Source organism: Allobosea minatitlanensis, from assembly GCF_964020775.1.
Genome location: NZ_OZ224509.1, coordinates 2,726,355 through 2,750,822, shown reverse-complemented (window position 1 = coordinate 2,750,822; position 24,468 = coordinate 2,726,355). Strand labels below are relative to the sequence as shown.

Here is a 24,468-nt window from a genome sequence, read left to right as displayed (position 1 = left end):
GGTGCCGCCGGGCCCCTCTGGATGGCCTCGTCGCCGCGCTCCTCGCAATGACGGGAGCGGGGGATCCCGCCACCCGCTGTCAGCGGTTCACCGCCCAGCCCCAGACTCGACTCGCCTTCCATGAGAGGGCGTTCTATAAGAACAAAGAGAGAACAATTGAGCCGCCACCCATGCAGACAGCCGCCTCGCCAGCCTTGTCCGACCTGCGCCGCAGCCTCGCCGAAGCGGCTTTGCGGACGGGCCCGGCCGCGGCCGGCAGGGTCGGGCTCGGCGCGGCGGAGATCGACGCGGCCCTGTCCGGCGGGCTCGAGCGGTCGGCCCTGCACGAGGTCTACGCCGCTGGAACCGCCGGCCTCGCCGCCGCGACGGGCTTCGCGCTCGGGCTGGCGCTGCGGGCGGCGCGGGGAGACGCGCAAGGGGGCGTGCACGAGGACGCACAAGAGGGCGCAGCCGGGAGCGGGAGGCCGATCCTCTGGGTGCGGCAGGATTTCGTCGACGCCGAGACCGGCCGGCTGCATGCGCCGGGGCTAAACGAGTTCGGGCTCGATCCGGCCCGGCTGCTGCTGGTCAGGGCGCGCGACGGCGAGGGCGTGCTGCGTGCCGGGGCGGAGGGCGCGCGCTGCCCGGCGCTCGGCGCCGTGCTGATCGAGCCCTGGGGCGAGCCCCGCGCCTTCGACCTCACCGCGAGCCGCCGGCTCGCGCTCGCGGCGGAGGGCTCGGGCGTGACGACCCTGCTGCTGCGCGTCGCCGCGGCGGAGATGCCGAGCGCGGCGCGCACGCGCTGGCAGGTCCGGCCGCTGGCCTCGCGGGCGCTGGAGGCGAATGCGCCGGGCGGCCCGGCCTTCGGGCTGCGGCTGCTGCGCCAGCGCGGCGGCGTGGCGGAACGAGAGTGGCGTGTGGAGTGGAACCGTGACCGATGCGCTTTCGAGAACCGAACCGTCTTCGACCGATCCGACACTTCCCGCAGAACCGATGTCCCGCCGCTATCTCGCCCTCTGGTTCCCCTATCTGGCGACGGACAGGCTGCGGCGGCTGGGCCGGATTCCGGCCTGCGGCGCACCGGCTGAGAAGCCGCATGTCCTGGTCGGGATGCAGGGCAACGCCCTGCGCCTCGTCGATTGCGACCGGCTCGCCGTCCGCCTCGGCCTGACGCGGGAGATGACGCTGGCCGATGCCCGTGCCCGCATCCCCGACCTCGTCGCGCTGGAGGCGGAGCCGCTGGCCGACCGGGAGTTCCTCGACGGGGTCGCCGCCTTCTGCGACCGCTTCACCCCGCTCGTCGCGCGCGACGAGCCGCATGGTCTCGCGCTCGACATCACCGGCTGCGCCCATCTCTTCGGCGGCGAGGAGGGGATGATCGGCCTCGTCCGACGCAGCATGGAGCGGATCGGCCTGATGTCGAAAGCCGCCATTGCCGGCACGCCCGACGCCGCCCGCGCCTGCGCCCGCTTCGGGCCGTGCGGCATCGTCCCGCCGGGCCGCGAGGAGGCGCTGCTGCACCCGCTGCCGGTCGCCGCGCTGGAGACCGAGGCCGAGACCGTGATCGCGCTCTCCCGCGCCGGCCTGAAGACGCTGGCCGACGTCGCGTCGCGCCCCTCGGAAACCCTCTCGGCCCGTTTCGGCGAGGCGCTGGCGGTGAAGCTCCGGCGCATCCTCGGCCGCGAGGACCGTCGCATCATCCCCTTGCGCCCGCCGCCGGATTGCGTGGTCGAGCGTCATTTCGCCGAGCCTTTCGCCGATATGGCGAGCCTCGAGGCGGTGGTCGTCCGGCTGATCGGGGAGGCGGCGCGGGTGCTGGAGGCGCGCGGCGCGGGCGGGCGCGTCTTCGAGCTCGGTTTCTTCCGCAGCGACGGCGCGGTGCGCCGCCTCGCCATCGAGACCGGCCGGCCCTCGCGCGAGCCAAAAGCGCTGCTCCGGCTCTATCGCGAGCGCATCGAGACGCTGGCCGATCCGCTCGATCCCGGTTTCGGCTTCGACGCGATCCGGCTCGCCGTGCCGCTCTGCGAGCCCCTCGGCACGCCCCAGCACAGCCTCGATGGTCGTGCGGTCGAGGAGGAGGCGGTGGCCGATCTGGTCGACCGGCTCGCCACCCGTTTCGGTCGCGACCGGGTGCTGCGCTTCGCGGCGCAGGACACGCACCATCCCGTCCGCGCCGCAAAGGCGCTCTCCGCCGCGGCGCCGCAGCCGGAGACGGCCTGGCCCGCGCCCGAGCCGCGCGAGCCGCCGGCCCGCCCGCTCCAGCTTTTCGAGCCGCCGCAGCCGGTCGAGGCCATCGCGGAGGTGCCGGACGGGCCGCCGATCCGCTTCCGCTGGCGGCGCCTCACGCACGATGTCGCCCGCGCCGAAGGGCCGGAGCGCATCGCTCCCGAATGGTGGCGCGACGGCTCGGACGAGCCGGTGCGCGACTACTACCGCGTCGAGGATGCTGAAGGCCGCCGCTTCTGGCTCTACCGCATCGGCGTCTACGGGGTCGGCGCCGTCCCGCCGCGCTGGTTCCTGCACGGGCTCTTCGCATGAATCAGATCGGAAACCTTTTCGCCGAACCCGTTGCCGCGACGCATTTTTCCTTCCTGCGCGGCGCCTCGCCGGGGCCGCATATGGTGCTGACGGCGCTGCTGCTCGGCTATGCCGGCATCGGCATCGCCGACCGCAACACGGTGGCCGGCGTCGTGCGCGCCTGGGCGGCGCTCCGGCAATTGCGGGAGGACGGCCTGCCGGCGCCCGACAAGGTCCGGGAAGGCGGCAGCCCCGGCGAATATGTCTGGGTCGAGAATGCCGACTTCGCCGCGCTGCCCTTCACCTCCGACCAGATGAAGGCGATGGCGAAGCGCTTCAAGCTCGCCACCGGCGCCCGCCTCGTCTTCGCCGATGGCACGCCCGACATCGTCGTCTATCCGGCCAATCGCGACGGCTGGGGCCGGCTCTGCCGCCTGCTCAGCCACGGCAACCGCAAGGAGGACGTGAAGAAGGGCGAATGCCGGCTGGTCCTCGACGACCTCCTGAACGATGCCCGCGACCTGCTGCTGATCCCGCTGCCGGGCCGCAGGCTCGACGGCCTGCCGGCGCTGCTCGCCCGGCTCGACGAGGCCGCGCCCGGCGCGGTCTGGCTCGGCGCGACCATGCATCGGCGCGGCGACGACCGCCGCCGCCTCGCGCGCCTGAAGAACATCGCCGCCGCGACCCGCACGCCGCTGATCGCGACCAATGACGCGCTCTACGATTCCATCGGGCAGCGCGATCTGCAGGACGTGCTCACCTGCATCCGCGAAGGCGTCACCATCGAGCGGGCGGGGCGGCGGCTGGAGGCCAATGCCGAGCGCCATCTCAAGCCGCCCCGGGAGATGGCCCGCCTCTTCCGCGACGCGCCCGAGGCCATTGCCGAGACGCAGGCCCTCTTCTCGCGCGTCGAGTTCGACCTCGGGCAATTGAAATACGAATACCCCGACGAGCCGATTCCGCCCGGCTGGAAGGATCAGGACTGGCTCGAGGAGCTGGTCCGTCGCTGCTGTCTGATCCGCTACCCGGACGGCGTGCCGGAGAAGGTGCAGGGCTTGCTGAAGAAGGAGCTCGATCTGATCGCGAAGCTCGAATATGCCCGCTATTTCCTGACCATCCGCCAGATCGTCGAATTCGCCGAGAGCAGGGGCATCCTCTGCCAGGGCCGCGGCTCGGCCGCCAATTCCGCCGTCTGCTACGTGCTCGGCATCACCGCCGTCGATCCCGCCGAGAACGACGTGCTGTTCGAGCGCTTCATCTCGACCGAGCGCAAGGAGCCGCCCGATATCGATGTCGATTTCGAGCATGAGCGGCGCGAGGAGGTGATCCAGTGGATCTACGAATTCTATGGCCGCGAGCGGGCTGGCATCGCCGCGACGGTGATCCATTACCGGCCGCGCAGCGCCATCCGCGAGGTCGGCAAGGTGTTGGGTCTGACCGAGGACGTCACCGCCCGCATCGCCGACACGAATTGGGGGAGCTGGGGCAGCGAGATCGGCGACAACCGCGTCCGCCAGGCCGGTCTCGACCCGAAAAATCCGACGATCCGCCGCGCCGTCGACTTCGCCATCCGGCTATTGGGCTATCCGCGCCATCTCTCGCAGCATGTCGGCGGCTTCGTGCTCTCGCGCGGGCGCCTCGACGAGACGGTGCCGATCGGCAACGCCGCGATGGAGGACCGCACCTTCATCGAATGGGACCGCGACGACATCGACGCGGTCGGGCTGATGAAGGTCGATGTCCTGGCGCTCGGCATGCTGACCTGCATTCGCAAGGCGTTCGATCTGCTGCGCGAGCACGAAGGCATCGATTGGGGTCTTGCCGATGTGCCGAAGGAGAACGACGCGACCTACGACATGCTCTGCGAGGGCAAGTCGCTCGGGGTCTTCCAGGTCGAGAGCCGAGCGCAGATGAATATGCTGCCGCGTCTCAAGCCCAATAAGTTTTATGACCTCGTCATCCAGGTCGCGATCGTCCGGCCCGGCCCGATCCAGGGCAACATGGTGCATCCCTATCTGAAGCGGCGGGCGGGGATCGAAAAGGTGACCTTTCCTGCTCCATCGCCAGAGCATGGGCCGGAAGACGAACTCCATCACGTACTGGAGAAAACTGAAGGCGTTCCGCTCTTTCAGGAACAGGCGATGCGGCTCGCCATGGTCGCTGCCAAATTCTCCGACATCGAAGCCAACGGCCTGCGCAAGGCGATGGCGACCTTCCGCAATGCCGGCACCATCGGCGATTACGAGGCGATGATGGTCGAGCGCATGGTCGCGCGGGGTTATGAGCGCGATTTCGCCCAGCGCTGCTTCGAGCAGATCAAGGGTTTCGGCAGCTACGGCTTCCCGGAGAGCCACGCCGCCTCCTTCGCCAAGCTGGTCTACATCTCCTCCTATCTGAAGCGCTGGCATCCGGCCGCCTTCGCCTGCGCGCTGCTGAACGCGCAGCCGATGGGTTTCTACGCCCCCGCCCAGATCGTGCGGGAGGCGCAGGAGAACGGCGGCGTCGAGCCGAGGCCGGTCGATGTGAATGTGAGCGGCTGGGACAACGGGCTGGAAGCGGTCGGGCACTTTGAAGAAAACGGCTCAGTCATCCCGGGCGACCGAAGGGAGACCCGGGATCCATGCCGGAGCATTTCCGAAAGAATCGCGGAGAACCCTCTCCCGGAGGGAGAGGGCAGGGTGAGGGGTAGGCCGTTGGACGATGTCGCGAGACCTCACCGCTGCGACGCCGCAGGGGCGCACCTCGCTGGTCGAACGGCCAGCACCTCACCCCTGCCCCTCTCCTTACAGGAGAGGGGTTCTAGAGCATTTTCGAGCGAAGTGGACACCGGTTCGCGTGAAGAAAATGCGTTAAAACAACGGCCTAGAGCAATTCCGCGATTCGAAGAATTGCGGAATTGCTCTACCGGAGTGTCTGCTGGAAAGGGATCAGACGAACCGAAGCAGAAACACCCCTTCGCGCTGCGTCTCGGCTTCCGCCAGATCGACGGCTTCAAGGAGGATTGGGGCAAGGCGATCGCAAAGGCGCGGGATGCCGGCGGCCCCTATCGCGATGTCGAGGAACTGATGCGCCGCGCCGGCCTTCCGGCCCACGCCCTGCGCCTGCTCGCCGATGCCGACGCCTTCCGCTCGCTCGGGCTGGATCGGCGCGAGGCGCTCTGGGCCGTGCGCCGCCTGCCGGACGACGCGGCGCTGCCGCTCTTCCAGGCCGCGCAGGCCCGCGAGCTGGGGCGGGAGCCGGCGATGGCGCTGCCGGCCATGCCGCTCTCCGAGCACATCGTCGCCGACTACCAGACGGTCCGCCTCTCGCTGAAGGGCCATCCGATGCAGCTCCTGCGCCCGCGCTTCCGCCGCGAGGGCGTGCTGAGCTGCGCCGAGACCGAAGGGAGGGCCGATGCCGCCTTCGTCCGCACGGCCGGAATCGTGCTGGTGCGCCAGCGGCCGGGCAACGGCAACGCCATCTTCGTCACGCTGGAGGACGAGACCGGCATCGCCAATGTCGTGATCTGGGCGCGGCTGTTCGAGCGCTTCCGCCGCGAGGTGATGGGCGCGCGTTTGATGCTGGTCGAGGGCCGCGTGCAGAAGAGCCCCGAAGGCGTGGTGCATCTGATGGCCCAGCGCATCCTCGACCGCTCGCCCGATCTGCTGTCGCTGTCGGACACGCATCGCGCCGAGGTTCCCCTGCCCGTCGACGAATTGAAGAACCCGCCGCTGCCGCGCCACCGTCACCCGCGCAATGTCCGCATCCTGCCGAAATCGCGGGATTTCCATTGAAGGGGGCGACCGTCCGGCTGTTGCTACTTCCGTTATCTTCCGGGTCATCCCGGGCGACCGGAGGGAGAGCCGGGATCGATGCCTGAGCCTCGACCGAAGGCGCTCAGGCATGGATCCCGGATCGGCGCGACTTGGCCGCTTGTCCGGGATGAGGGCGGGGATGTTGCGGCAGGGCCTCATTCAGGCGCGCCGCGCAGGCGCGTCCGTCAAAACAAACTTCTCCAATGGAAGTGAAATAAGAAAAAACCGGCTACCTCATGTTAATTGCGCCTTCGCCCTCCTGGGTATAACTGCTTTGTTCGATTTACCGAACAGAAGCCAGGTCCATGGCGCTCAGCTCCGGCCCCGACGAAACGCCGCCCGCTCCTCCGCACAGCGCGGCGCTGGCGCGTCGTGCGGACGGGCTCGACACGGCGTTCGGCGGGGCGGACGTCGCGGACCGCCTCGCCGGCCTCGTCGCGCAAGCGGTCGGCCCCGTCGTCTTCACCACCTCCTTCGGCCTCGAAGACCAGGTGCTCACCCATCTCATCGCCGGCGCGAAACTGCCCGTCACCTTCGCCACGCTCGACACCGGCCGGCTGTTCCCGGAGGTCTATGCGCTCTGGCAGGAGACCGAGGAGCGCTATGGCATTCTGATCCGCCCCTATTATCCGCGCCATGAGGCGGTCGAGCTCTATGTCCGCCGGAACGGCGTCAACGGCTTCTACGGCTCGCGGGAGGCCCGCAAAGCCTGCTGCGACATCCGCAAGGTCGAGCCTCTCGGCCGGGCGCTCGCCGGGGCGGATCTCTGGCTCACCGGCCTGCGCGCCGACCAGTCGGCCGCGCGCGGCGGCGTCAGGCTGGCCGAGGCCGATGCGGGCCGCGGCCTCGTCAAGGCGAGCCCGCTGTTCGACTGGACGCGCGAGCGGGCGCTGGCCTTCGCGCAGCGCAACGCCGTGCCGATCAATCCTCTGCACGCGCGGGGCTTCGTCTCGATCGGCTGCCAGCCCTGCACCCGCGCCATCCGCCCGGGCGAGCCCGAGCGGGCCGGGCGCTGGTGGTGGGAGGACGATGCCGCCCGGGAATGCGGCCTGCATGTCGGACCGGACGGAAGGCTGGTGCGCAGCAAGCCGCCCCTGCGGGAAGCTCCGCCGGCGGAGGCGCTGGCATGATCCAGCTCAGCCATCTCCAGAAGCTCGAGGCGGAAGCGATCTTCATCATCCGCGAGGTGGTGGCGACCTGCGACAAGCCGGTGCTGCTCTATTCGATCGGCAAGGATTCCGCCGTCCTGCTGCATCTGGCGATGAAGGCCTTCTCTCCGGCCAAGCCGCCTTTCCCGCTGCTCCATGTCGACACGACCTGGAAGTTCCGCGACATGATCGCCTTCCGCGACGAGACGGCGAAGCGGCTCGGGCTCGACCTGATCGTCCATATCAACCAGGAGGGCGTGAAGGCGGGCATCAACCCCTTCGCCTCGGGCTCGCGCATCCATACCGACGTGATGAAGACGCAAGGGCTGAAGCAGGCGCTCGACCTCCACAAATTCGACGCCGCCTTCGGCGGCGCCCGCCGCGACGAGGAGAAGAGCCGGGCCAAGGAGCGCGTCTTCTCGCTGCGGAGCCCCGAGCATCGCTGGGACCCGAAGAACCAGCGTCCCGAGCCCTGGCAGCTCTTCAACACCCGCAAGCATCGCGGCGAGAGCTTCCGTGTGTTTCCGCTCTCCAACTGGACCGAGCGCGACGTCTGGGACTACATCGCGCTGGAGAACATCCCGGTCGTGCCGCTCTATTTCGCCGCCCCGCGCCCGGTGGTGCGGCGCGACGGCGCCTGGATCATGCGCGACGACGAGCGCCTGGAACTCCTCCCCGGCGAGACGGTCGAGACCCGGATGGTCCGCTTCCGCACGCTGGGCTGCTATCCGCTGACCGGTGCCGTCGAGAGCGAGGCGGCGAGCCTCACCGACATCATCGCCGAGATGCGCTCCTCCCGATCCTCCGAGCGGCAGGGCCGCGTCATCGACCATGACGGGGCGGGCTCGATGGAGCAGAAGAAGCAGGAAGGCTATTTCTGATGGGCTTTGCCGTCGCCGGGAGTCTGGCCAGGAAGATACCGATCAGGAAGGCGAAGCCGGCGCCGAACCTTCTCCCTGCCAACGATACGCCAGGCAGCAGCGAAACCGGCCAGCATTCGCTCCTGCGCTTCATCACCTGCGGTTCGGTCGATGACGGCAAGTCGACGCTGATCGGGCGCATGCTCTACGAGGCCGGCGCGATCTTCGACGACCAGCTCGACGCGCTCGACAGCGATTCCCGCAAATTCGGCACGCAAGGGGCGAAGCCCGATTTCGCGCTGCTGGTCGACGGCCTCTCGGCCGAGCGCGAGCAGGGCATCACCATCGATGTCGCCTATCGCTATTTCGCCACCGAGACGCGCAGCTTCATCGTTGCCGACACGCCCGGCCACGAGCAGTATACCCGCAACATGGCGACCGGCGCCTCCACCGCCGACCTCGCCGTCATCCTGATCGATGCGCGCAAGGGCCTGCTGCCGCAGACGCGCCGCCATTCCTTCATCGTCTCGCTGGTCGGCGTCCGCCACGTCGTCGTCGCGATCAACAAGATGGACCTCGTCGGCTATGACGAGGCCGTCTTCGAGCGGATCGCGGGCGAGTATCGCGCGGCGGTGCGGAGCCTGGGTTTCGCCTCGATCCGCTTCGTGCCGGTCTCGGCCCGCGACGGCGAGAACGTCATGCGGCCCTCGGCGCTGATGCCCTGGTATGACGGCCCGGCGCTGCTGCCCTATCTCGAAAGCGTCGCGGTCAGCCGCGCCGGGGGCGGCGAGGAGGGCTTCGTCCTGCCGGTGCAATGGGTCAACCGTCCCGATCTCGACTTCCGCGGTTATGCCGGCACCCCCGTCGCCGGCCGCGCCCGCATCGGCGACCCGGTCGTGGCGCTGCCCTCCGGCCGCGCGAGCCGCATCGCCCGGCTGATCGGTGCGGGGGGCGAGGCGAGCCAGATCGCGGCCGGGCAGGCGGCGACCGTGACGCTGGAGGACGACATCGACATCTCGCGCGGCGACGTCATCGCCGCCGCCGGCACGGCGCTCCCAGTGAGCCGCGGCCTGAAGGCACGCCTGCTCTGGACCGGCGCGCGCGCCATGCTGGAGGGCTCGCAGTTCCTGCTGAAGCTCGGGACGCAGAGCGCCAACGCCACGGTCGAGACGCTGCATCACAGCATCGACATCGAGGGCTTCCGGCCGCTGCCGGCGCAGAGCCTGCGCATGAACGGCATCGGCCTCGTCACGCTCCGGCTCGACCGGCCGCTGGTATCCTTGCCCTACAGGCGCAGCCACGAGCTTGGCGGCTTCATCCTGATCGACCGGATCAGCAACGAGACGGTCGCCTTCGGCTTCGTCGAGCCCGGCGCGGGCGAGGCCCGGCAGGCCGTGGGCGAGGGCAGCGCGCTGGCGCGGGCGAAGCGCGGCCTGATCCGCATCGTCGGCCGGCGCGGCACGCCGGACCGCCGGGCCTGGCTCGCCGCGCTGAGCTGGCGCGTGCTCAGCACGGCCGGGCTGTTCGCGGCCGCCTTCGCCCTGACGGCGAACGCCCCGGCCTCGCTCGGGCTCGCCTTCGGCGACATCCTGCTGCGGCCGGGCCTGCGGGCGCTGCATATGCGGCTCTGGCGCAAGGCGCCGGTTGGAGCGCTGCAGGACGGCGCGGGGATTTGAGGGCGACCGGCTCGTCTTTCCTTGTCATTCCGGGGCGCGCCATCGGCGCGAACCCGGACAACAGGGCTCCGGCGTTATCTCGGCGACCGCGCGCTATAGCGCGCTAGCCTCCGACCACCGCCGTCGCCTCGATCTCCAGCAAGGCTTCCGGCTCGACCAGCGCCGTCACCGCGACCACCGCCATCGCCGGGAAATGCCGGCCGAAGACCTCGCGATAGATCGGCCCCATGGCGCCCAGGCTGGCGCGATAGGCCGCGATGTCGGTGACGTACCAGGTCATCCGCACGATGTCCTCGACGCGCCCGCCGCCGGCCTCGACCACCGCCCTGACATTGAGGAAGGTCTGGCGGAGCTGGCCGATGAAGCCCGGCGCGAAGACGCCCTCGGCGTTCCAGCCGACGAGCCCGCCCGTCACCAGCACGCGGCCTTCCGCCACCATGCCGTTGGCATAGCCGCGCGGCTGCGGCCAGCCCTCGGGCAGGATGGCGCGGGATTGCGGATGGTCGGACATGGATGGTCGCCTCGGTTTCGGCTGTTGTCGGGCTCTGGTTGACGTATCTCAGGCCTCGCCCTGGGCCATCCGGCGCAGGGCGAAGCGTTGCAGCTTGCCTGTCGCCGTCTTCGGCAGGGCGTCGACGAATGCGATCGCACGGGGATATTTGTAGGGGGCGATGCCGGCCTTCACATGCTCCTGCAGCGCCCTGGCCAGCGCCGCGTCGCCGGAAATGCCTTCGCGCAGCACGACATAGGCCTTCACGATCTGCCCGCGCTCGGGGCAGGGCGCGCCGACCACGCCGCATTCGGCCACCGCCTCATGCGTCAGCAGGCAGGCCTCGACCTCGGGGCCGGCGATGTTGTAGCCGGCCGAGACGATCATGTCGTCGGAGCGGGCCTGGTACCAGAAATAGCCGTCCGCATCGCGCAGATAGGTGTCGCCGGTCAGGTTCCAGCCATCCAGCACATAGACGGACTGTCGCGGATCGGCGAGGTAGCGGCAGCCGGTCGGCCCGCGCACGGCGAGGCGCCCGGGCGTGCCGTCCGCCACCTCGCGCCCTTGCGCATCGACGATCTTCGCCTCGTAGCCGGGCACCGGGAGCCCGGTCGAGCCCGGCCGGATCGCCTCGCGCGGCGCGCCGATGAAGATGTGCAGCATCTCCGTGGCGCCGATGCCGTCCATCAGCGGCAGGCCGGTGCGCGCCTGCCAGGCCTCGAAGGTCGCCCTGGGCAGCGCCTCGCCGGCCGAGACGCAGATCCTGAGCGAGGCGATGTCGCGCCCGTCGAGCTTGTCGAGCATGGCCCGATAGGCCGTCGGCGCGGTGAAGACGACGCTGACCTTGTGGCGCTCGATCGCCTCGATCAGGTCGGCCGGAGCGGCCTTCTCGGGCAGCACCATCGCCGCGCCGATCCGCATCGGGAAGAGGACGAGCCCGCCGAGCCCGAAGGTGAAGGCGAGCGGCGGCGAGCCGGTGAAGCGATCATCCGGCGAAGCCTTCAGCACGCGGGCGCCGTAGCAGTCGCAGATCGCCAGCATGTCCTGGTGGAAATGCATGGTGCCCTTGGGCTCGCCGGTGGTGCCGGAGGTGAAGGCGATCAGGCAGACATCGTCGCGCGCCGTATCGGCGGCCTCGAAATGTTCGTAGCCCGGCTGCGCCATCAGCGCCTCCAGCTCGCCGCCGGCGGCGCCGAACGCGACGATGCGGGAGAGTTCCGGCGCCTGCGCCCGCGCGGCTTCGAGATCGGCGGTGAGGCGGTGGTCGCAGAGCGCGAGCGCGATCCTGGCCTTGCGCAGCGGATAGGCGAGCTCGCCCGCCCGCAGCATCGGCATGGTCGCCACCGCGATGCCGCCGGCCTTGATGACGGCGAGATAGGCCGCGACCATCATCGGCGTGTTGCCGGCCCGCAGCAGCACGCGGTTGCCGCTGACCATGCCGAGGTCGCGCACCAGCACATTGGCGATGCGGTTCACCTTGTCGGCGAGGTCGGCATAGCTCCAGTGCAGATCGCTGGCGATCACGGCGATGCGCCCGCCGCGCCCATCGGCGATGTGCCGGTCGAGCAGTTCCGCGACGCAGTTCAGCCGCTCGGGGTAGTTCAGGCCTGCCTCTTCCAGCCTCAGATCGGGCCAGCTTTCGCGCGGCGGCAGGTTCTCCCGCGCGAAGCCGTCCTGATGCCCCGATCTCGCGAATCCGGTTGCTGTCATGGCGTTCCCCTGCGAGAGCCGGGTTCGGTCAGGCCGTTGGCCCGATCGGTGCTCCGGCCCTAACGATGTGCTCTTCCGGCATGCGTCTTGAGCAGGTCGCGCGCGATCACGACCTTCTGGACCTCCGAGGCGCCCTCGTAGATGCGCAGCGCCCGGATCTCCCGGTACAATTCCTCGACCTTGACGCCCCTGGTGACGCCGAGGCCGCCATGGATCTGCACGGCCCGGTCGATCACCTTCTGGGCGTTCTCGGTGGCGACGAGCTTGGCCAGCGCCGCCTCGCGGGTGACGCGGGCGGCGCCGCGGTCCTTGGTCCAGGCGGCGCGATAGACGAGGAGGGCGGCGGCATCGACCTCCGCCGCGCTCTCGGCGATGGCCGCCTGTGAGAGCTGGAGATCGCCGAGCGAGCCGCCGAAGAGCTTGCGGCCGTTGGCATGCTCGAGCGTCTCGTGCAGGGCGCGCCGGGCGAAGCCGAGCGCGGCGGCGCCGACCGTCGCGCGGAAGATGTCGAGCGTCGCCATCGCGACCTTGAAGCCGTCGCCCGGGCCCCCGATGCGGTTGTCCAGCGGCACGCGGCAAGCCTCGAAGCGCAGGGTCGCCAACGGATGCGGCGCGATCACCTCGATCCGCTCCGCGATGGTCAGCCCGGGCGTGTCCGCCTCGACCAGGAAGGCGGAGAGCCCGCGCGCGCCGGGGGCTTCGCCGGTGCGGGCGAAGACGACGTAATGGTCGGCGATGCCGCCATTCGAGATCCAGCTCTTCTCGCCGTCGATGCGGACATGATCGCCGCCGTCCGGCGTCGCGGTCGTCGCCATGGCGGCGACGTCGGAGCCGGCCTCCTTCTCCGAGAGGGCGAAGGCGGCGATGCGCCTGCCGGCGGCGACCTCCGGCAGGATGCGCCGCTTCATCTCCTCCGGCCCGGCGAGGCTGATGGCGCCGGTGCCGAGTTCCTGCATGGCGAAGGCGAAATCGGCGAGGCCGTCATGCGCGGCCAGAATCTCGCGGGCGAGACAGAGCGTGCGCACGTCGAGCCTGTCGGAAAGCCCGCCATAGGCGGCCGGCACGGCGGCCTTGAGGAAGCCGGCGGCGCCGAGCGCCACGACGCGCGCCCGGCAGGCCGCGTCGATTTGCGTATGCGGCAGGCCGGCGAGATGGGTACCGGCCCAATCGGCGAGCGCGGTGGCGAAGGCGCGGTGGCGCTCCTCGAAGAACGGCCAGTCCAGCGTATCGCCGAGAATGTCCAGCCCGAGGCGAGGAGCGCGGTCCATCTCAGTTGCCCTCGAACACCGGCTTCCGCTTCCCGGCGAAGGCGTGGTAGGCGCGAGCGAAATCCTCGGTCTGCATGCACAGCGCCTGCGCCACGGCCTCGGCCTCGATCGCGCTCTCGACCGACATCGCCCATTCCATCTCGAGCATGCGCTTGGTCATGGCATTGGCGAAGGTCGGCCCGTCCGCCAGCTCGGCGGCGAGCGCCTGCGCCTCGGTCAGCACCGCTTCCGGCGCGCAGAGCCGGTTGAGAAAACCCCAGCGCTCGGCCTCCTCGCCCCTGAGCACGCGCCCGGTATAGAGCAGCTCGGCCGCACGGCCCTGGCCGACGATGCGCGGCAGCATCGCGCAGGCGCCCATGTCGCAGCCGGCGAGCCCGACGCGGTTGAACAGGAAAGCGATCTTGGCCCCCGCCGTGCCGAGCCTGAGATCGGAGGCCATGGCGACGATGGCGCCGGCCCCGGCGCAGACCCCGTCGATGGCGGCGACGACCGGCTGCGGGCAGGCGCGCATCGCCTTGACCAGCTCGCCGGTCATCCGGGTGAACTTCAGCAGGTCCTTGGTCTCCATCGCGACCAGCGGCCCGATGATCTCGAAGACGTCGCCGCCAGAGGAGAAATTGCCGCCGGCGCCGGTGACGACGATCGCCTTGACCGCTTCCTCCTTCTGCGCCGCGAGGAAGAAATCCGTGAGTTCGCGGTAGCTTGCGAAGGTCAGCGGATTCTTTTTCTCAGGCCGGTCCAGCGTCACCGTCGCGACCTTGCCGGAGACCGAGAGCGCGAAATGCCGCGGGGCGAAGCCCGCCAGCGGCAGGGTGGTGGCGTTGGCGATGCTCATCGGGCGTCTCCCTTGGCGGCCTCGTCGGCGCCGCCTTGCAGGCGCCCGGCGATGGCGCGGTGCAGCGAGGCCTTGGTCTCGCCGAGCAGCCGGAAGAGCTGCGCGCGTTCGGGTTGGTCGAGCCCGGCGAACAGCTCGGCGATCCAGCTCTCATGGCGCTCGGCCATGGCCTTGAAGCTCTTTCGGCCCTGCGCCGTCAGGGTGAGGATCTGGACGCGCCGGTCCTGCGGCGCCGGGCGCTTGTCGACCAGCCCCTCCGCCACCAGCCCGGCGACGACGGCGGTGACGTTGCCGTTCGAGACCATCAGGCGCTGCGAGACCTCGCCCACGGTCATGCCGACCACGCTCTTGTCGAGCTGGGCCATCAGGTCGAAGCGCGGCAGCGTGGTCCTGAACTCCTCGCGCAGCCGGTTGCGGATCTCGGTCTCGATCAGCGTCGAACAGGTCAGCAGCCGGAGCCAGAGGCGCAGCTCGTCCTTATGGTCGCCGGGGCGCTCGCTCGCCTTGGTCTCGCGGTCGAGCAGCAGCGCGGCGAAGGAGGGGATCTCCATCTCAGAACTCCCCGCCATTGATCATCAGCGACTGGCCGGTCACGGCGTCGCTGCTGGCCCCGCAAAGATAGAGCACCGCCGCCGCGACCTCCGCGGGCGCGACCAGCCGGCCCTGCGGATTGTCCCTGAGCAGGGCCGCCAGCGCGTCGTCGCGGCTCTTGCCGGTCTTGGCCGCGACATTGTCGATGCTGGCGGCCGCCATGTCGGTGTCGGCATAGCCCGGGCAGACGGCGTTGACGGTGACGCCGGAGCGGGCCGTCTCCAGCGCCAGCGACTTCACCAGCCCGATCACGGCATGCTTCGCCGCCGTATAGGCGCTGACATAGGGATAGCCGCGATGCCCGGCCGTCGAGGCGATGGCGATGAGCCGGCCGCGGCGGCGCTCCAGCATCGCCGGCAGCGCGGCATGGAACAGGTTGACCGTGCCGATCAGGTTGATCTCGACCATGCGGCGGAAGCGCTCCGCGTCGCTGCGCAGGAACGGCCCCGTCTCGACCGCGCCGGCATTGGCGACGGCGATGTCGAAGCCGTGGCCACCGGAGAGCCGCCCGAGCGCCGCCGCGACGGAGGCCGCGTCGCGCACGTCGCAAACCGCGAAATCCGCCGCCGCGCCGGCCGCGACGGCGTCCCGCAAGGTCGCTTCGTCGCGGCCGAGGATGCCGACACGGGCCCCGGTTTCGGTCAGCGCGCCGGCGATGGCGCGGCCGATGCCGCGTCCTCCCCCCGTCACCAGCGCCCGCTGCCCTTCCAGAGTCATGCTCGTCCGCCTCCTGCCGCAAATGTATTTTAAGTCTCAATCAATTTGCAAGCCGCCGCATCGCGCAGGGCGGGCGGAGGCTCAGTGCGGGGGAAGAAGCGCGCCGGCACAGAGGGTTCGTCGAAAGCCGGAGAGGGATCGGGAAAAGGCGCAGATTCCGCCTTGCAGGGCAGCGGAAGCCCTCTGAAAGCCTGGTCCGCGGCGCTTCGCCCTCACGCCGCATCCCGGCGGGGCCCGGGCGTTCGGCAATGGGAAAAGCGCTTGAGGGAAAAATCGTTTGAGGTTTAAAATAATTTCCAGGCCGGATCGCCCGGCTCCCGGATGGAGGCGTCGATGCGTATCGCGGTCGTGGGCGGAGGGCCGGCGGGGCTCTATTTCGCGCTGCTGATGAAACGGGACTGGCCGCAGCTCGCGGTCGACGTCTTCGAGCGCAACCAGCCCGACGACACCTTCGGCTTCGGCGTGGTCTTCTCGGATCAGACGCTCGACATCTTCAGGGCCGCGGATGCCGAGAGCTATGCGGCGATCCGCGACAACTTCGCCTACTGGGACGACATCGAGATCCACTTCAAGGGCGAGGCCTTCCGCGTGCCGGGCAACGGCTTCTGCGGCTGCTCGCGCCGCTCGCTCCTGATGCTGGTGCAGGCGCGGGCGCGCGCGCTCGGCGTCGGCCTGCATTTCGGCGCCGAGATCGCCGATGTCGCGGCGCTGAGGCGGGATTACGACCTCGTCGTCGCCGCCGACGGCGTCAACAGCCGCATCCGCGAGAACTGGCGCGAGCGCTTCCAGCCGGAAACCGACCTGCGCCCCAACAAATTCGCCTGGATGGGCTCGACCCGCCCCTTCGACGCCTTCACCTTCTTCTTCAAGCGGACGGAGCACGGGCTCTTCATCGCCCATTGCTACCAGTACGAGGCCGGCCGCTCGACCTGGGTGCTGGAGACCGACCCCGAGACCTTCGCGAAGGCGGGCCTCGACGCGATGGACGAGGCGCGGTCCGCCGCCTTCCTCGAAGGCGTCTTCGCCGAGGAATTGCAGGGCCACAGGCTGATCACCAACCGCTCGCTCTGGCGCAATTTCCCGATGATCCGCTGCCGCAACTGGGTGAGCGAGAACGTCGTGCTGATCGGCGACGCCAAGGCGACGGCGCATTTCTCGATCGGCTCGGGCACCAAGCTCGCGATGGAGGACGCCATCGCCCTGCACGGGGCGATGGGGCAGGCGAAGCTCGATGTCGCCGCGGGCCTGAAGCTGTTCGAGGCGCAGCGCCGCGAGGAGGTCGAGAAGACCCAGCACGCGGCGGATGTCTCGCTGGTCTGGTTCGAGGAATTGAAGCGCTTCTGGGATTTCGAGCCTTTGCGCTTCGCCTTCGGCCTGATGACCCGCTCCAAGGCGATCACCTACGACAATCTGGCGCTCCGGGCGCCGGAGATGGTCGCGGCCGTCGACGCGATGGTGGCGGACGGGCTCGGCCCGCTGGCGAGGCGGCGCAGGGACGGCTCGCCCGTGCCGCCCGCCTTCCAGCCCTTCATGCTGCGCGGGATGCGGGTGGAGAACCGCATGACGCTGTCGCCGATGTGCCAGTATTCGGCGCAGGACGGCCTGCCGGGCGACTGGCACCTGATGCATTACGGCGCGCGCGCCATCGGCGGCCCGGGGCTGGTCTTCACCGAGATGACCTGCGTCGCGCCGGACGCGCGCATCACCCCCGGCTGCACGGGCTTGTGGAACGACGCGCAGGAAGCCGCCTGGAAGCGGATCGTCGATTTCGTCCATGCCCATTCGGCGGCGAAGATCTGCCTCCAGATCGGCCATGCCGGGCGCAAGGGCGCGACGAAGCTGATGTGGGAGGGCATGGACCGGCCGCTGCCGGAGGGCGCCTGGCCGCTCGTCTCGGCCTCGCCGCTGCCCTACTATCCCGAGAGCCAGGTGCCGCGCGGGATGACGCGCCTGGACATGGACCGGGTCAAGGCCGAATTCGTCGCCGCCGCCGAGCGGGGGCTGCGCGCCGGCTTCGACATGCTGGAGCTGCACTGCGCCCATGGCTATCTGCTGGCGAGCTTCCTCTCGCCGCTGACCAACAGGCGCGACGACGACTATGGCGGTCCGGTCGGGAACCGCCTGCGCTATCCGCTGGAGGTGTTCCGGGCGCTGCGCGAGGCCTGGCCGCGCGAGAAGCCGATCTCGGTGCGCATCTCCGCCACCGACTGGGCCGAGGGCGGGCTCACGGCGGCGGATTCCGTCGCCATCGCCGAGGCTTTCGCCGCCGAGGGCTGCGACCTCGTCGACGTTTCGACCGGCCAGACGGCGGCGGAATCGCGGCCGGTCTATGGCCGCATGTTCCAGACGCCGTTCTCGGACCGCATCCGCAACGAGGCCGAGGTCGCGACGATGTGCGTCGGCAACATCACGACGGTGGACCAGGTCAACACCATCGTCGCCGCCGGACGGGCCGATCTGGTCGCGCTCGGGCGCCCGCATCTGGCCGATCCGTCCTTCGTCCTGCGCGGGGCGGCCTGGTATGGCGTCGATATCGCTCAGCCGGTGCAGTACCGGCCCGGTCAGGACCAGCTCATGCGCAACACGCCGCGCGAGCGCGAGGAACTCCAGGAGCTGAAGCTGAAGGCCCGGCCCGGGCGCCACGCCCCCCGTTCGTGAGCGTCCGTCTCGTCCGGCTGAAACCCGCCGCCTGCGCTATTTCGCCTCGGCGTGGCTCCTGTGGCCCGCGGGCGAGACCTCCGGGATGGTCGGCGCGACCGGCTTGCGCTCGCCGAAGGGGTGGGCGGAAGGCGGCTTCAGCCTGAGGCGGAAGGCGAGATAGATCCCGGTCGCCGCCGAGAGGCCGCCGAGATAGACCAGCATCCCCTGCGGCCCCATGCCCTGCATGAAGGCGGTGGAGACCAGCGGACCGATGGCGGAGCCTGTCGCCCAGAGGAATAGGAGCTGCGCCGAGAGGCCGAGCGCCCGCTCGCGGCCGAGCCGGAAATAGGCATGCGCCACGGCGACGGTGTAGACCGGCATCGAGCCGGCGCCGATCAGCGCGAACAGGCCGAACAGCCAGAGCCGGCTATGGGGCAGGGCGAACCAGAGCACGGCGCCGAGCGCCAGCGTGCACAAGACGACCGAGGCCGTGGCGCTCAGCATGATGACGCGGCTCTCGACCCGGTCGGCCAGCAGGCCGAGCGGCCATTGCAGGACGAGCGCGCCGATCTGGATCCCGGCGGTGAGCAGGATCGCCCATTCCTGGTCGAGCCCGATCAGGATGCCGTAGGCCGGGGCGACATTGGTCAGCGCCCCGCCCATCAGCCCGACATAGAGGCAGCCGATCACCGCCGCCGGCGCGTATTGCCAGATGGTGTGCAGCCGCACCGAGATGACCTCGCCCGATTCCGGCCCCTTGGCCCGGGTCATCGCGACGGGGATCAGCGCCAGCGAGAAGGCCGCGCTGGCGATCAGGAAGATGTCGCCGGACTGCATCGAGACATAGCCGGTGCCGATCTGCGAGCCGATCAGGGCGAGGCGGTTGAGGATCTGGTAGAGGCCGAAGATGCGGCCGCGCTGGCCGGCGCTGGCCTGCCCGCTGATCCAGCTCTCGATGCAGATGGCGTGGCCGGCGCCCGCGACCCCCATGCCGAGGCGCGACAGGCCCCAGAGGTCGACCGGCCAGAGCGGGAAGCTCAGCGTCAGCGCGCCCTGGACGGCGGCGAAGACCGCGAAGGCGCGGATATGGCCGACGCGGCGGATGAAGGCCGGGATTACGAAGCAGCCGGCGAGGAAGCCGACCGAATAGGCCGAGCCGACGAGGCCGATCAGCAGCGGCGCCTTCTGCGCCAGCGCCATCTTGAGCGGGATCGCCGTGTTCACGATCGTGGCGGCGACCTGCAGGATCAGGGCGCCGCTGACGATGGCGCCGAGCGCCGCGACCGAGCTGGTCTTCGCCTCCGCCGCTGGTGTCACAGGGGGCGCGGCCTCGGGAGAGGCCGTGTCTGCGGGCTGCGGTCCTGTCGACATGTCCGATTCGGCGAAGCTGGGCGGAAGAGGGCCCCCTTTCGCCGGGAAAGATGGACTAATCAGGGCGGGCAGGCCAGCAAAAAACCTCTCCGGCGGCGCGGCCGCCGGCGCCATGATGGCGCCGCCTTTGCGTGGCCTCTCGGCGGCCCCGGCGCCGGCCGTCCCGCGCCCCGGGGAATGCGAAAAAAAAGCCTGGCCGGGTTCACCGACGATTAACCAACGCGGCGCCTTATCGAATGAGAACGAGATTTGGGTTCTCCCAGCATGGCCGGACGCATCGTCGCGTGCCGCTTGTCCCGTCGTGACGGGGCCGGGCGGAGCGGGTGCGCGCGCCTGCCGGGGCGTGGCGTAGGCGTGTCGAGAGTGCGGCAATGAGCTATGGCAGACATGCGCGGCGGGGCGGGGCGTCCCATCTGCGTCTTCGGCGTCGTCGCCGGCCCTTCGGCCGGACCCTGTTCTGGACTGCCGCGCTCTGTCTCGGCGCCATGACCGGCTTCAAGGTGCTGGACCAGGTCTCCCCGCATGATCCGAATGTCGAGGTCGCCGGCAAGGGCGCCAGGCCCGCCGCCCGCCTCGCCGTGGCGACCGCGCCCGAGCGCCCGGCCGCCGGCGTGACCCCGCCCGCCTATAGCGGCCTGCTCGCTCCGGGCTTCTCCGGCACGACGCCGTCCTCCCTGGCGCAGAGCCGGCCGGTGGGCTCGGCGATGCGCCTGGCCTCGGTGCCTGAGGCGCTCGACCTGCCGGATTCCGAGCCGGTGCTGCCGCTGCCCTCGCAGGCGCCGGTGAGCCTGGCCGAGAAGGCCGCGCCGCAACCCGCCTCGCGACCTGCCGACCTGATCGCCTCCCTGCCGCCCGAGACGCTGGCCGCGGACGCCGCCATTCCCGGGCTGGGCACGGCGCCGCTTCCGGTTCCGCGTCCCTCGGAGCTGGCCCTGCCGCCGGCCGAGGCCCAGCCGCCGCGCCTCGCGCAGCAGCCGGCCGCGTCCTCCCGCCGCAGCCGCACGGCCGCGACGGCACCCGCGCCGACGCCCGGGGACAACCGCAATTTCTTCGAGAAGCTGTTCGGGGTGCAGAAGCAGCAGCCGGCCGGGCCGGCGCTTGCCTATGCCGCGCCGCAGGACGACATCGTCGACCGCGGCCGCGTCACCCGGATGAGCCCGTCGCTCGGCACGCCGCCGCGCACGGCCGAGGCCGGCACGGCGATCTACGACATCAGCGCCAGGCTGGTCTATCTGCCCAATGGCGAGCGGCTGGAGGCCCATTCCGGCCTCGGCGAGATGATGGACGATCCGCGCTACGCCCATGTCCGCATGAAGGGCGTTACCCCGCCGCACACCTATACGCTGACCGAGCGCGAGGCGCTGTTCCACGGCGTGCGCGCCATCCGCCTGAACCCGGTCGGCGGCAGCGGCGCGATCCATGGCCGCGCCGGGCTGCTCGCCCACAGCTATCTGCTCGGGCCGCGCGGCGACTCGAACGGCTGCATCTCCTTCAAGGAGTACGACCGCTTCCTGCAGGCCTATCTGCGCGGCGAGGTGAAGCGCATCGTGGTGGTGGCGAGCCTCTGACGAGGCGGGCCGGCGGGGTTGCCCGGACGCAGTCCTCGGGTCCGATCTTCGGCCCGGGATAAACTCCGCGGGATCCGGGATCCTGCCAGAATCCTTGCCGGAAAGGCTCCGGCCTGTGGAACCCGGGCCCGGGATGACCGCGTGTCTCCGCGTAAGACCGGCGCGCTCCGAGGCTTCAGCGTCGCGGCGAGCGGTGTCCGATCCGCAGCGCGAGACCTGTCGCGATCAGGATGCCCCCGACCACGAAGGGCGGGATGAACAGGCTGAGCGCCTCGCTGTCCTCCCAGCGCAGGCGGAAGCCCTTGCAGCCCGTCGGAATCATGCCGCAGGCGAAGGCGTTGAGCCAGACCCAGCCGGCGAAGGTCGCCAGGCAGAGGAAGAGGCCGCCGCCCAGGAGCAGCCAGCCGGCGCGCCGCATGACGAGCCCTTTTCCGCGCGGCGCCGTCAGCCGCGCGCCGCCTTCGGCGCCTTCTTCACCGGCGCGTCCGCCTCGGCGGAAGCCTTGGGGGCGGCCGCCTTCTTCGCCGCGGGCTTCTTGGCTGCGGGCTTCTTGGCGGCAGCTTTTTCTGCGGCCGGTTTCTTGGCCGCAGCCTTCTTCGCCGGCGCCTTGCCCTTGGCTCCGCCCTTGGTCGCGGCCTTGGCGTTGACCAGCTCGATCGCCTGCTCGAGCGTCAGCGCGTCGGGCGATTGCGACTTCGGCAGGGTCGCGAAGATCTTGCCCCAGGCGACATAGGGTCCGTAGCGCCCGGCCTTGACCTCCAGCGCGCCGCCGTCGGGGTGTTCGCCGAGCGCCCGTCCGGGCGTCGCCGCGGCCCGGCCGCCGCGCCCGCCGCCGCTTTCCTTGGCGACGATCAGGTCGATGGCGCGATTGGCGCCGAGCTCCAGCACGTCGTCGCCCTTGTCGATATTGGCATAGGTCCGGCCATGCTGGACGTAAGGCCCGTAGCGGCCGATGCCGACGAGGATCGGCTCGCCGCTCTCGGGGTGCTTCGCCACCTCGCGCGGCAGGGAGAGCAGCGCGAGCGCCTTCTCCAGCGTCACGCTGGCCGGGCTCATGCCCTTGGGCAGGCTGGAGCGCTTCGGCTTCTCGCCTTCGCCGAGCTGGACATAGGGGCCGAAACGGCCGTCGCGCAGCGTCACTTCGAGGCCGGTCGCCGGATCGGTGCCGAGCACGCGCACGCCGGGCGTGCCCTGTCCGCCTTCCGCCGAGGCCTCGCCTTCAGCGGCGGGAATCGAGAGCGGGCGCGTATAGCGGCATTCCGGGTAGTTCGAGCAGCCGACGAAGGCGCCGAACTTGCCGAGCTTGAGCGAAAGCTGGCCGTTGCCGCAGTTCGGGCAGATGCGCGGATCGGAACCGCCGGCCTTCTTCGGGAAGATGTAATCGCCGAGGATGCCGTTCAGCGCCTCCAGCACGTCGCCGACGCGCAGATCCTTGGTCTCGCCGATCGAGGCCTGGAACTCCTCCCAGAACTGGCGCAGCAGCGCCTTCCAGTCGACTTCGGCGTTCGAGACGCGGTCGAGATTCTCTTCGAGGTTCGCGGTGAAGTCGAACTCGACATAGCGCTTGAAGAAGCTTTCGAGGAAGGCCGTGACCAGCATGCCCTTGTCCTCGGGCACGAGGCGCTTCTTCTCGATGCGGACATATTCGCGGTCGCGGAGCGTCGAGAGCGTCGCGGCATAGGTCGAGGGCCGGCCGATGCCGAGCTCCTCCATGCGCTTGACCAGGCTCGCTTCCGAGAAGCGCGGCGGCGGCTCGGTGAAATGCTGGTCGGCGGCGATGGCGCGCTTCTCCAGCCGGTCGCCCGCCTTCATCGCCGGCAGCTTCTTCGAGTCCTCGTCCTCCTCGTCGTCGCGGCTTTCCTGATAGAGCGTCAGGAAGCCGTCGAAGAGCACGACCTGTCCCGAAGCGCGCAACTCCAGGTTGCGCGCGCCGACCTTGGCCGCGATGTCGACCGTGGTGCGTTCCAGCTCGGCCGATTCCATCTGGCTCGCGATGGTGCGCTTCCAGATCAATTCGTAGAGCTTCGCCTGCTCCGGCTCGAGATGGCGCGCGACCATCGCCGGCAGCCTTCCGAGGTCGGTCGGGCGGATGGCCTCGTGGGCCTCCTGCGCGTTCTTGGCCTTGACCGTGTATTTGCGCGGCACGTTCGGCACGTAAGCGTCGCCGAACTCCTTGCCGATGACGCGGCGCGCCGCGGCGATGGCCGAGCCGTCCATGTCGACGCCGTCGGTACGCATATAGGTGATGAGGCCGACCGTCTCGCCGCCGATGTCGACGCCCTCGTAGAGCCGCTGGGCGAGCTGCATCGTCCGCGCCGGCGCGAGGCCGAGCTTGCGCGAGGCCTCCTGTTGCAGCGTCGAGGTCTGGAAGGGCGGGTAGGGGTGGCGCTTGACCGGCTTGGCCTCGACCTGCGCGACGGCGAAGAGCGCGGTTTCCAGCGCCTCCTTGAAGGCCTTGGCCTCTTCGGCATTGCCGATGTCGAGCCGGGCGATCTTCTTGCCGTCGGCGCCGACGAGCCTCGCCTCGAAGGTCTGGCCGGATTCGGTAGCGAGCGTCGCCACCAGCGACCAGTATTCGCGCGGCCGGAACGCCTCGATCTCGCGCTCGCGGTCGCAGACCAGCCTGAGCGCGACGGACTGCACGCGGCCGGCCGAGCGGGCGCCGGGCAGCTTGCGCCAGAGCACGGGCGAGAGCGTGAAGCCGACGAGATAGTCGAGCGCCCGGCGCGCCAGATAGGCGTCGACCAGCGCCTGGTCGATGGCGCGGGGATTGGCCAGCGCCTTCTGCACGGCGTCCTTGGTGACGGCGTTGAAGGTGACGCGCTCGACGGGAATCCCCTTCAGCACCTTCTTCTGGTTCAGCGCCTCCAGCACATGCCAGGAGATCGCCTCGCCCTCGCGGTCCGGGTCGGTGGCGAGGATCAGCTTCTCGGCGCCCTTCACGGCGCGCGCGATCTCGGAGACCTGCTTGGCGCCGCGGCCCTCGATCTCCCATTTCATGGCGAAGTCGTGGTCCGGTTCGACCGAGCCGTCCTTGGCCGGCAGGTCGCGGATATGGCCGAACGAGGCGATGACCTCGTAGTCGGAGCCCAGATATTTATTGATCGTCTTGGCCTTGGCCGGCGACTCGACGACGAGGAGCTTCATGATTTTCGTGTCTCGATAACAGCCCTGATCAGAGCGCGGGACCGGCCGTAGCGGACGGTTCCGCGACCCGCAAGAGCGCTGCGGTTCGGAAGTGCGCGCGAAAGTGGTTCAGCGGAGAGGCCGTGTCAAACGGCGATTGTCCTTTCGGGGCCGCGCG

The 24,468-nt window shown here is 70.0% G+C and carries 17 protein-coding genes; 8 read left to right on the top strand and 9 right to left on the bottom strand.

The window, feature by feature from the left end:
- The first annotated feature begins 170 nt into the window (after nt 1–170).
- From ACWH43_RS13550 to ACWH43_RS13525, 6 genes are all read left to right on the top strand, one after another.
- A complete protein-coding gene (locus tag ACWH43_RS13550) occupies nt 171–1,067 on the top strand; it encodes an ImuA family protein (protein WP_158445562.1) in 897 nt (298 codons plus the stop codon).
- Nucleotides 973–2,517 carry a Y-family DNA polymerase gene (locus ACWH43_RS13545; RefSeq protein ID WP_158445563.1) on the top strand — a complete coding sequence of 515 codons (1,545 nt, stop codon included), beginning with the start codon at nt 973–975 and terminating at the stop codon, nt 2,515–2,517. Before ACWH43_RS13550 ends, ACWH43_RS13545 begins: the two co-directional genes overlap by 95 nt.
- A complete protein-coding gene (locus ACWH43_RS13540) occupies nt 2,514–6,269 on the top strand; it encodes an error-prone DNA polymerase (RefSeq protein WP_158445564.1) in 3,756 nt (1,251 codons plus the stop codon). Before ACWH43_RS13545 ends, ACWH43_RS13540 begins: the two co-directional genes overlap by 4 nt.
- Nucleotides 6,270–6,595: 326 nt before the next feature.
- Nucleotides 6,596–7,420, top strand: coding sequence for a phosphoadenylyl-sulfate reductase (locus ACWH43_RS13535; RefSeq protein ID WP_158445565.1), 825 nt, complete (start codon nt 6,596–6,598; stop codon nt 7,418–7,420).
- Nucleotides 7,417–8,319 carry a sulfate adenylyltransferase subunit CysD gene (gene cysD, locus ACWH43_RS13530; RefSeq protein WP_158445566.1) on the top strand — a complete coding sequence of 301 codons (903 nt, stop codon included), beginning with the start codon at nt 7,417–7,419 and terminating at the stop codon, nt 8,317–8,319. The genes ACWH43_RS13535 and cysD overlap by 4 nt, the downstream gene beginning before the upstream one ends.
- Nucleotides 8,319–9,974 (top strand): sulfate adenylyltransferase subunit 1, encoded by a 1,656-nt coding sequence (locus tag ACWH43_RS13525; protein ID WP_260349447.1) that lies wholly within the window; start codon nt 8,319–8,321, stop codon nt 9,972–9,974. Before cysD ends, ACWH43_RS13525 begins: the two co-directional genes overlap by 1 nt.
- A gap of 103 nt (nt 9,975–10,077) precedes the next feature.
- Here ACWH43_RS13525 and ACWH43_RS13520 read toward each other — a convergent pair whose 3' ends face one another.
- Genes ACWH43_RS13520 through ACWH43_RS13495 form a run of 6 tightly spaced genes read right to left on the bottom strand, consistent with a single transcriptional unit; the run spans nt 10,078 to nt 15,585 of the window.
- Nucleotides 10,078–10,485: a RidA family protein gene (locus tag ACWH43_RS13520; protein WP_158445567.1), complete on the bottom strand. Its 408-nt coding sequence runs from the start codon at nt 10,483–10,485 to the stop codon at nt 10,078–10,080.
- A 48-nt stretch (nt 10,486–10,533) separates the two neighbouring features.
- Nucleotides 10,534–12,174: a benzoate-CoA ligase family protein gene (locus ACWH43_RS13515; RefSeq protein WP_158445568.1), complete on the bottom strand. Its 1,641-nt coding sequence runs from the start codon at nt 12,172–12,174 to the stop codon at nt 10,534–10,536.
- A 59-nt stretch (nt 12,175–12,233) separates the two neighbouring features.
- Nucleotides 12,234–13,442 carry an acyl-CoA dehydrogenase family protein gene (locus ACWH43_RS13510; protein ID WP_448153510.1) on the bottom strand — a complete coding sequence of 403 codons (1,209 nt, stop codon included), beginning with the start codon at nt 13,440–13,442 and terminating at the stop codon, nt 12,234–12,236.
- Between the two features lies 1 nt (nt 13,443).
- Complete coding sequence (locus ACWH43_RS13505) at nt 13,444–14,277, bottom strand: enoyl-CoA hydratase family protein (RefSeq protein WP_158445570.1); 834 nt, start codon at nt 14,275–14,277, stop codon at nt 13,444–13,446.
- Complete coding sequence (locus tag ACWH43_RS13500) at nt 14,274–14,828, bottom strand: MarR family winged helix-turn-helix transcriptional regulator (protein WP_158445571.1); 555 nt, start codon at nt 14,826–14,828, stop codon at nt 14,274–14,276. The genes ACWH43_RS13505 and ACWH43_RS13500 overlap by 4 nt, the downstream gene beginning before the upstream one ends.
- 1 nt (nt 14,829) lies before the next feature.
- Nucleotides 14,830–15,585: an SDR family NAD(P)-dependent oxidoreductase gene (locus ACWH43_RS13495; protein WP_158445572.1), complete on the bottom strand. Its 756-nt coding sequence runs from the start codon at nt 15,583–15,585 to the stop codon at nt 14,830–14,832.
- A 333-nt stretch (nt 15,586–15,918) separates the two neighbouring features.
- Here ACWH43_RS13495 and ACWH43_RS13490 point away from each other — a divergent pair, with 333 nt between their 5' ends.
- Nucleotides 15,919–18,243: a bifunctional salicylyl-CoA 5-hydroxylase/oxidoreductase gene (locus ACWH43_RS13490; RefSeq protein ID WP_158445573.1), complete on the top strand. Its 2,325-nt coding sequence runs from the start codon at nt 15,919–15,921 to the stop codon at nt 18,241–18,243.
- A gap of 36 nt (nt 18,244–18,279) precedes the next feature.
- Here the strand turns inward: ACWH43_RS13490 and ACWH43_RS13485 are convergent, their stop codons facing one another.
- A complete protein-coding gene (locus ACWH43_RS13485; RefSeq protein ID WP_158445574.1) occupies nt 18,280–19,542 on the bottom strand; it encodes an MFS transporter in 1,263 nt (420 codons plus the stop codon).
- A gap of 425 nt (nt 19,543–19,967) precedes the next feature.
- Between ACWH43_RS13485 and ACWH43_RS13480 the strand changes: the two genes are divergently transcribed.
- The gene (locus tag ACWH43_RS13480; RefSeq protein ID WP_260349452.1) at nt 19,968–21,164 is read left to right on the top strand and encodes a DUF2778 domain-containing protein; all 1,197 of its coding nucleotides are present in this window, start codon (nt 19,968–19,970) and stop codon (nt 21,162–21,164) included.
- A gap of 175 nt (nt 21,165–21,339) precedes the next feature.
- Here ACWH43_RS13480 and ACWH43_RS13475 read toward each other — a convergent pair whose 3' ends face one another.
- Both ACWH43_RS13475 and topA read right to left on the bottom strand, forming a co-directional pair.
- Nucleotides 21,340–21,582, bottom strand: a complete 243-nt coding sequence (locus tag ACWH43_RS13475) for a hypothetical protein (RefSeq protein WP_158445575.1) — start codon at nt 21,580–21,582, stop codon at nt 21,340–21,342.
- 26 nt (nt 21,583–21,608) lie between these two features.
- The gene (gene topA / locus ACWH43_RS13470; protein ID WP_158445576.1) at nt 21,609–24,311 is read right to left on the bottom strand and encodes a type I DNA topoisomerase; all 2,703 of its coding nucleotides are present in this window, start codon (nt 24,309–24,311) and stop codon (nt 21,609–21,611) included.
- Between the last annotated feature and the right edge of the window lie 157 nt (nt 24,312–24,468).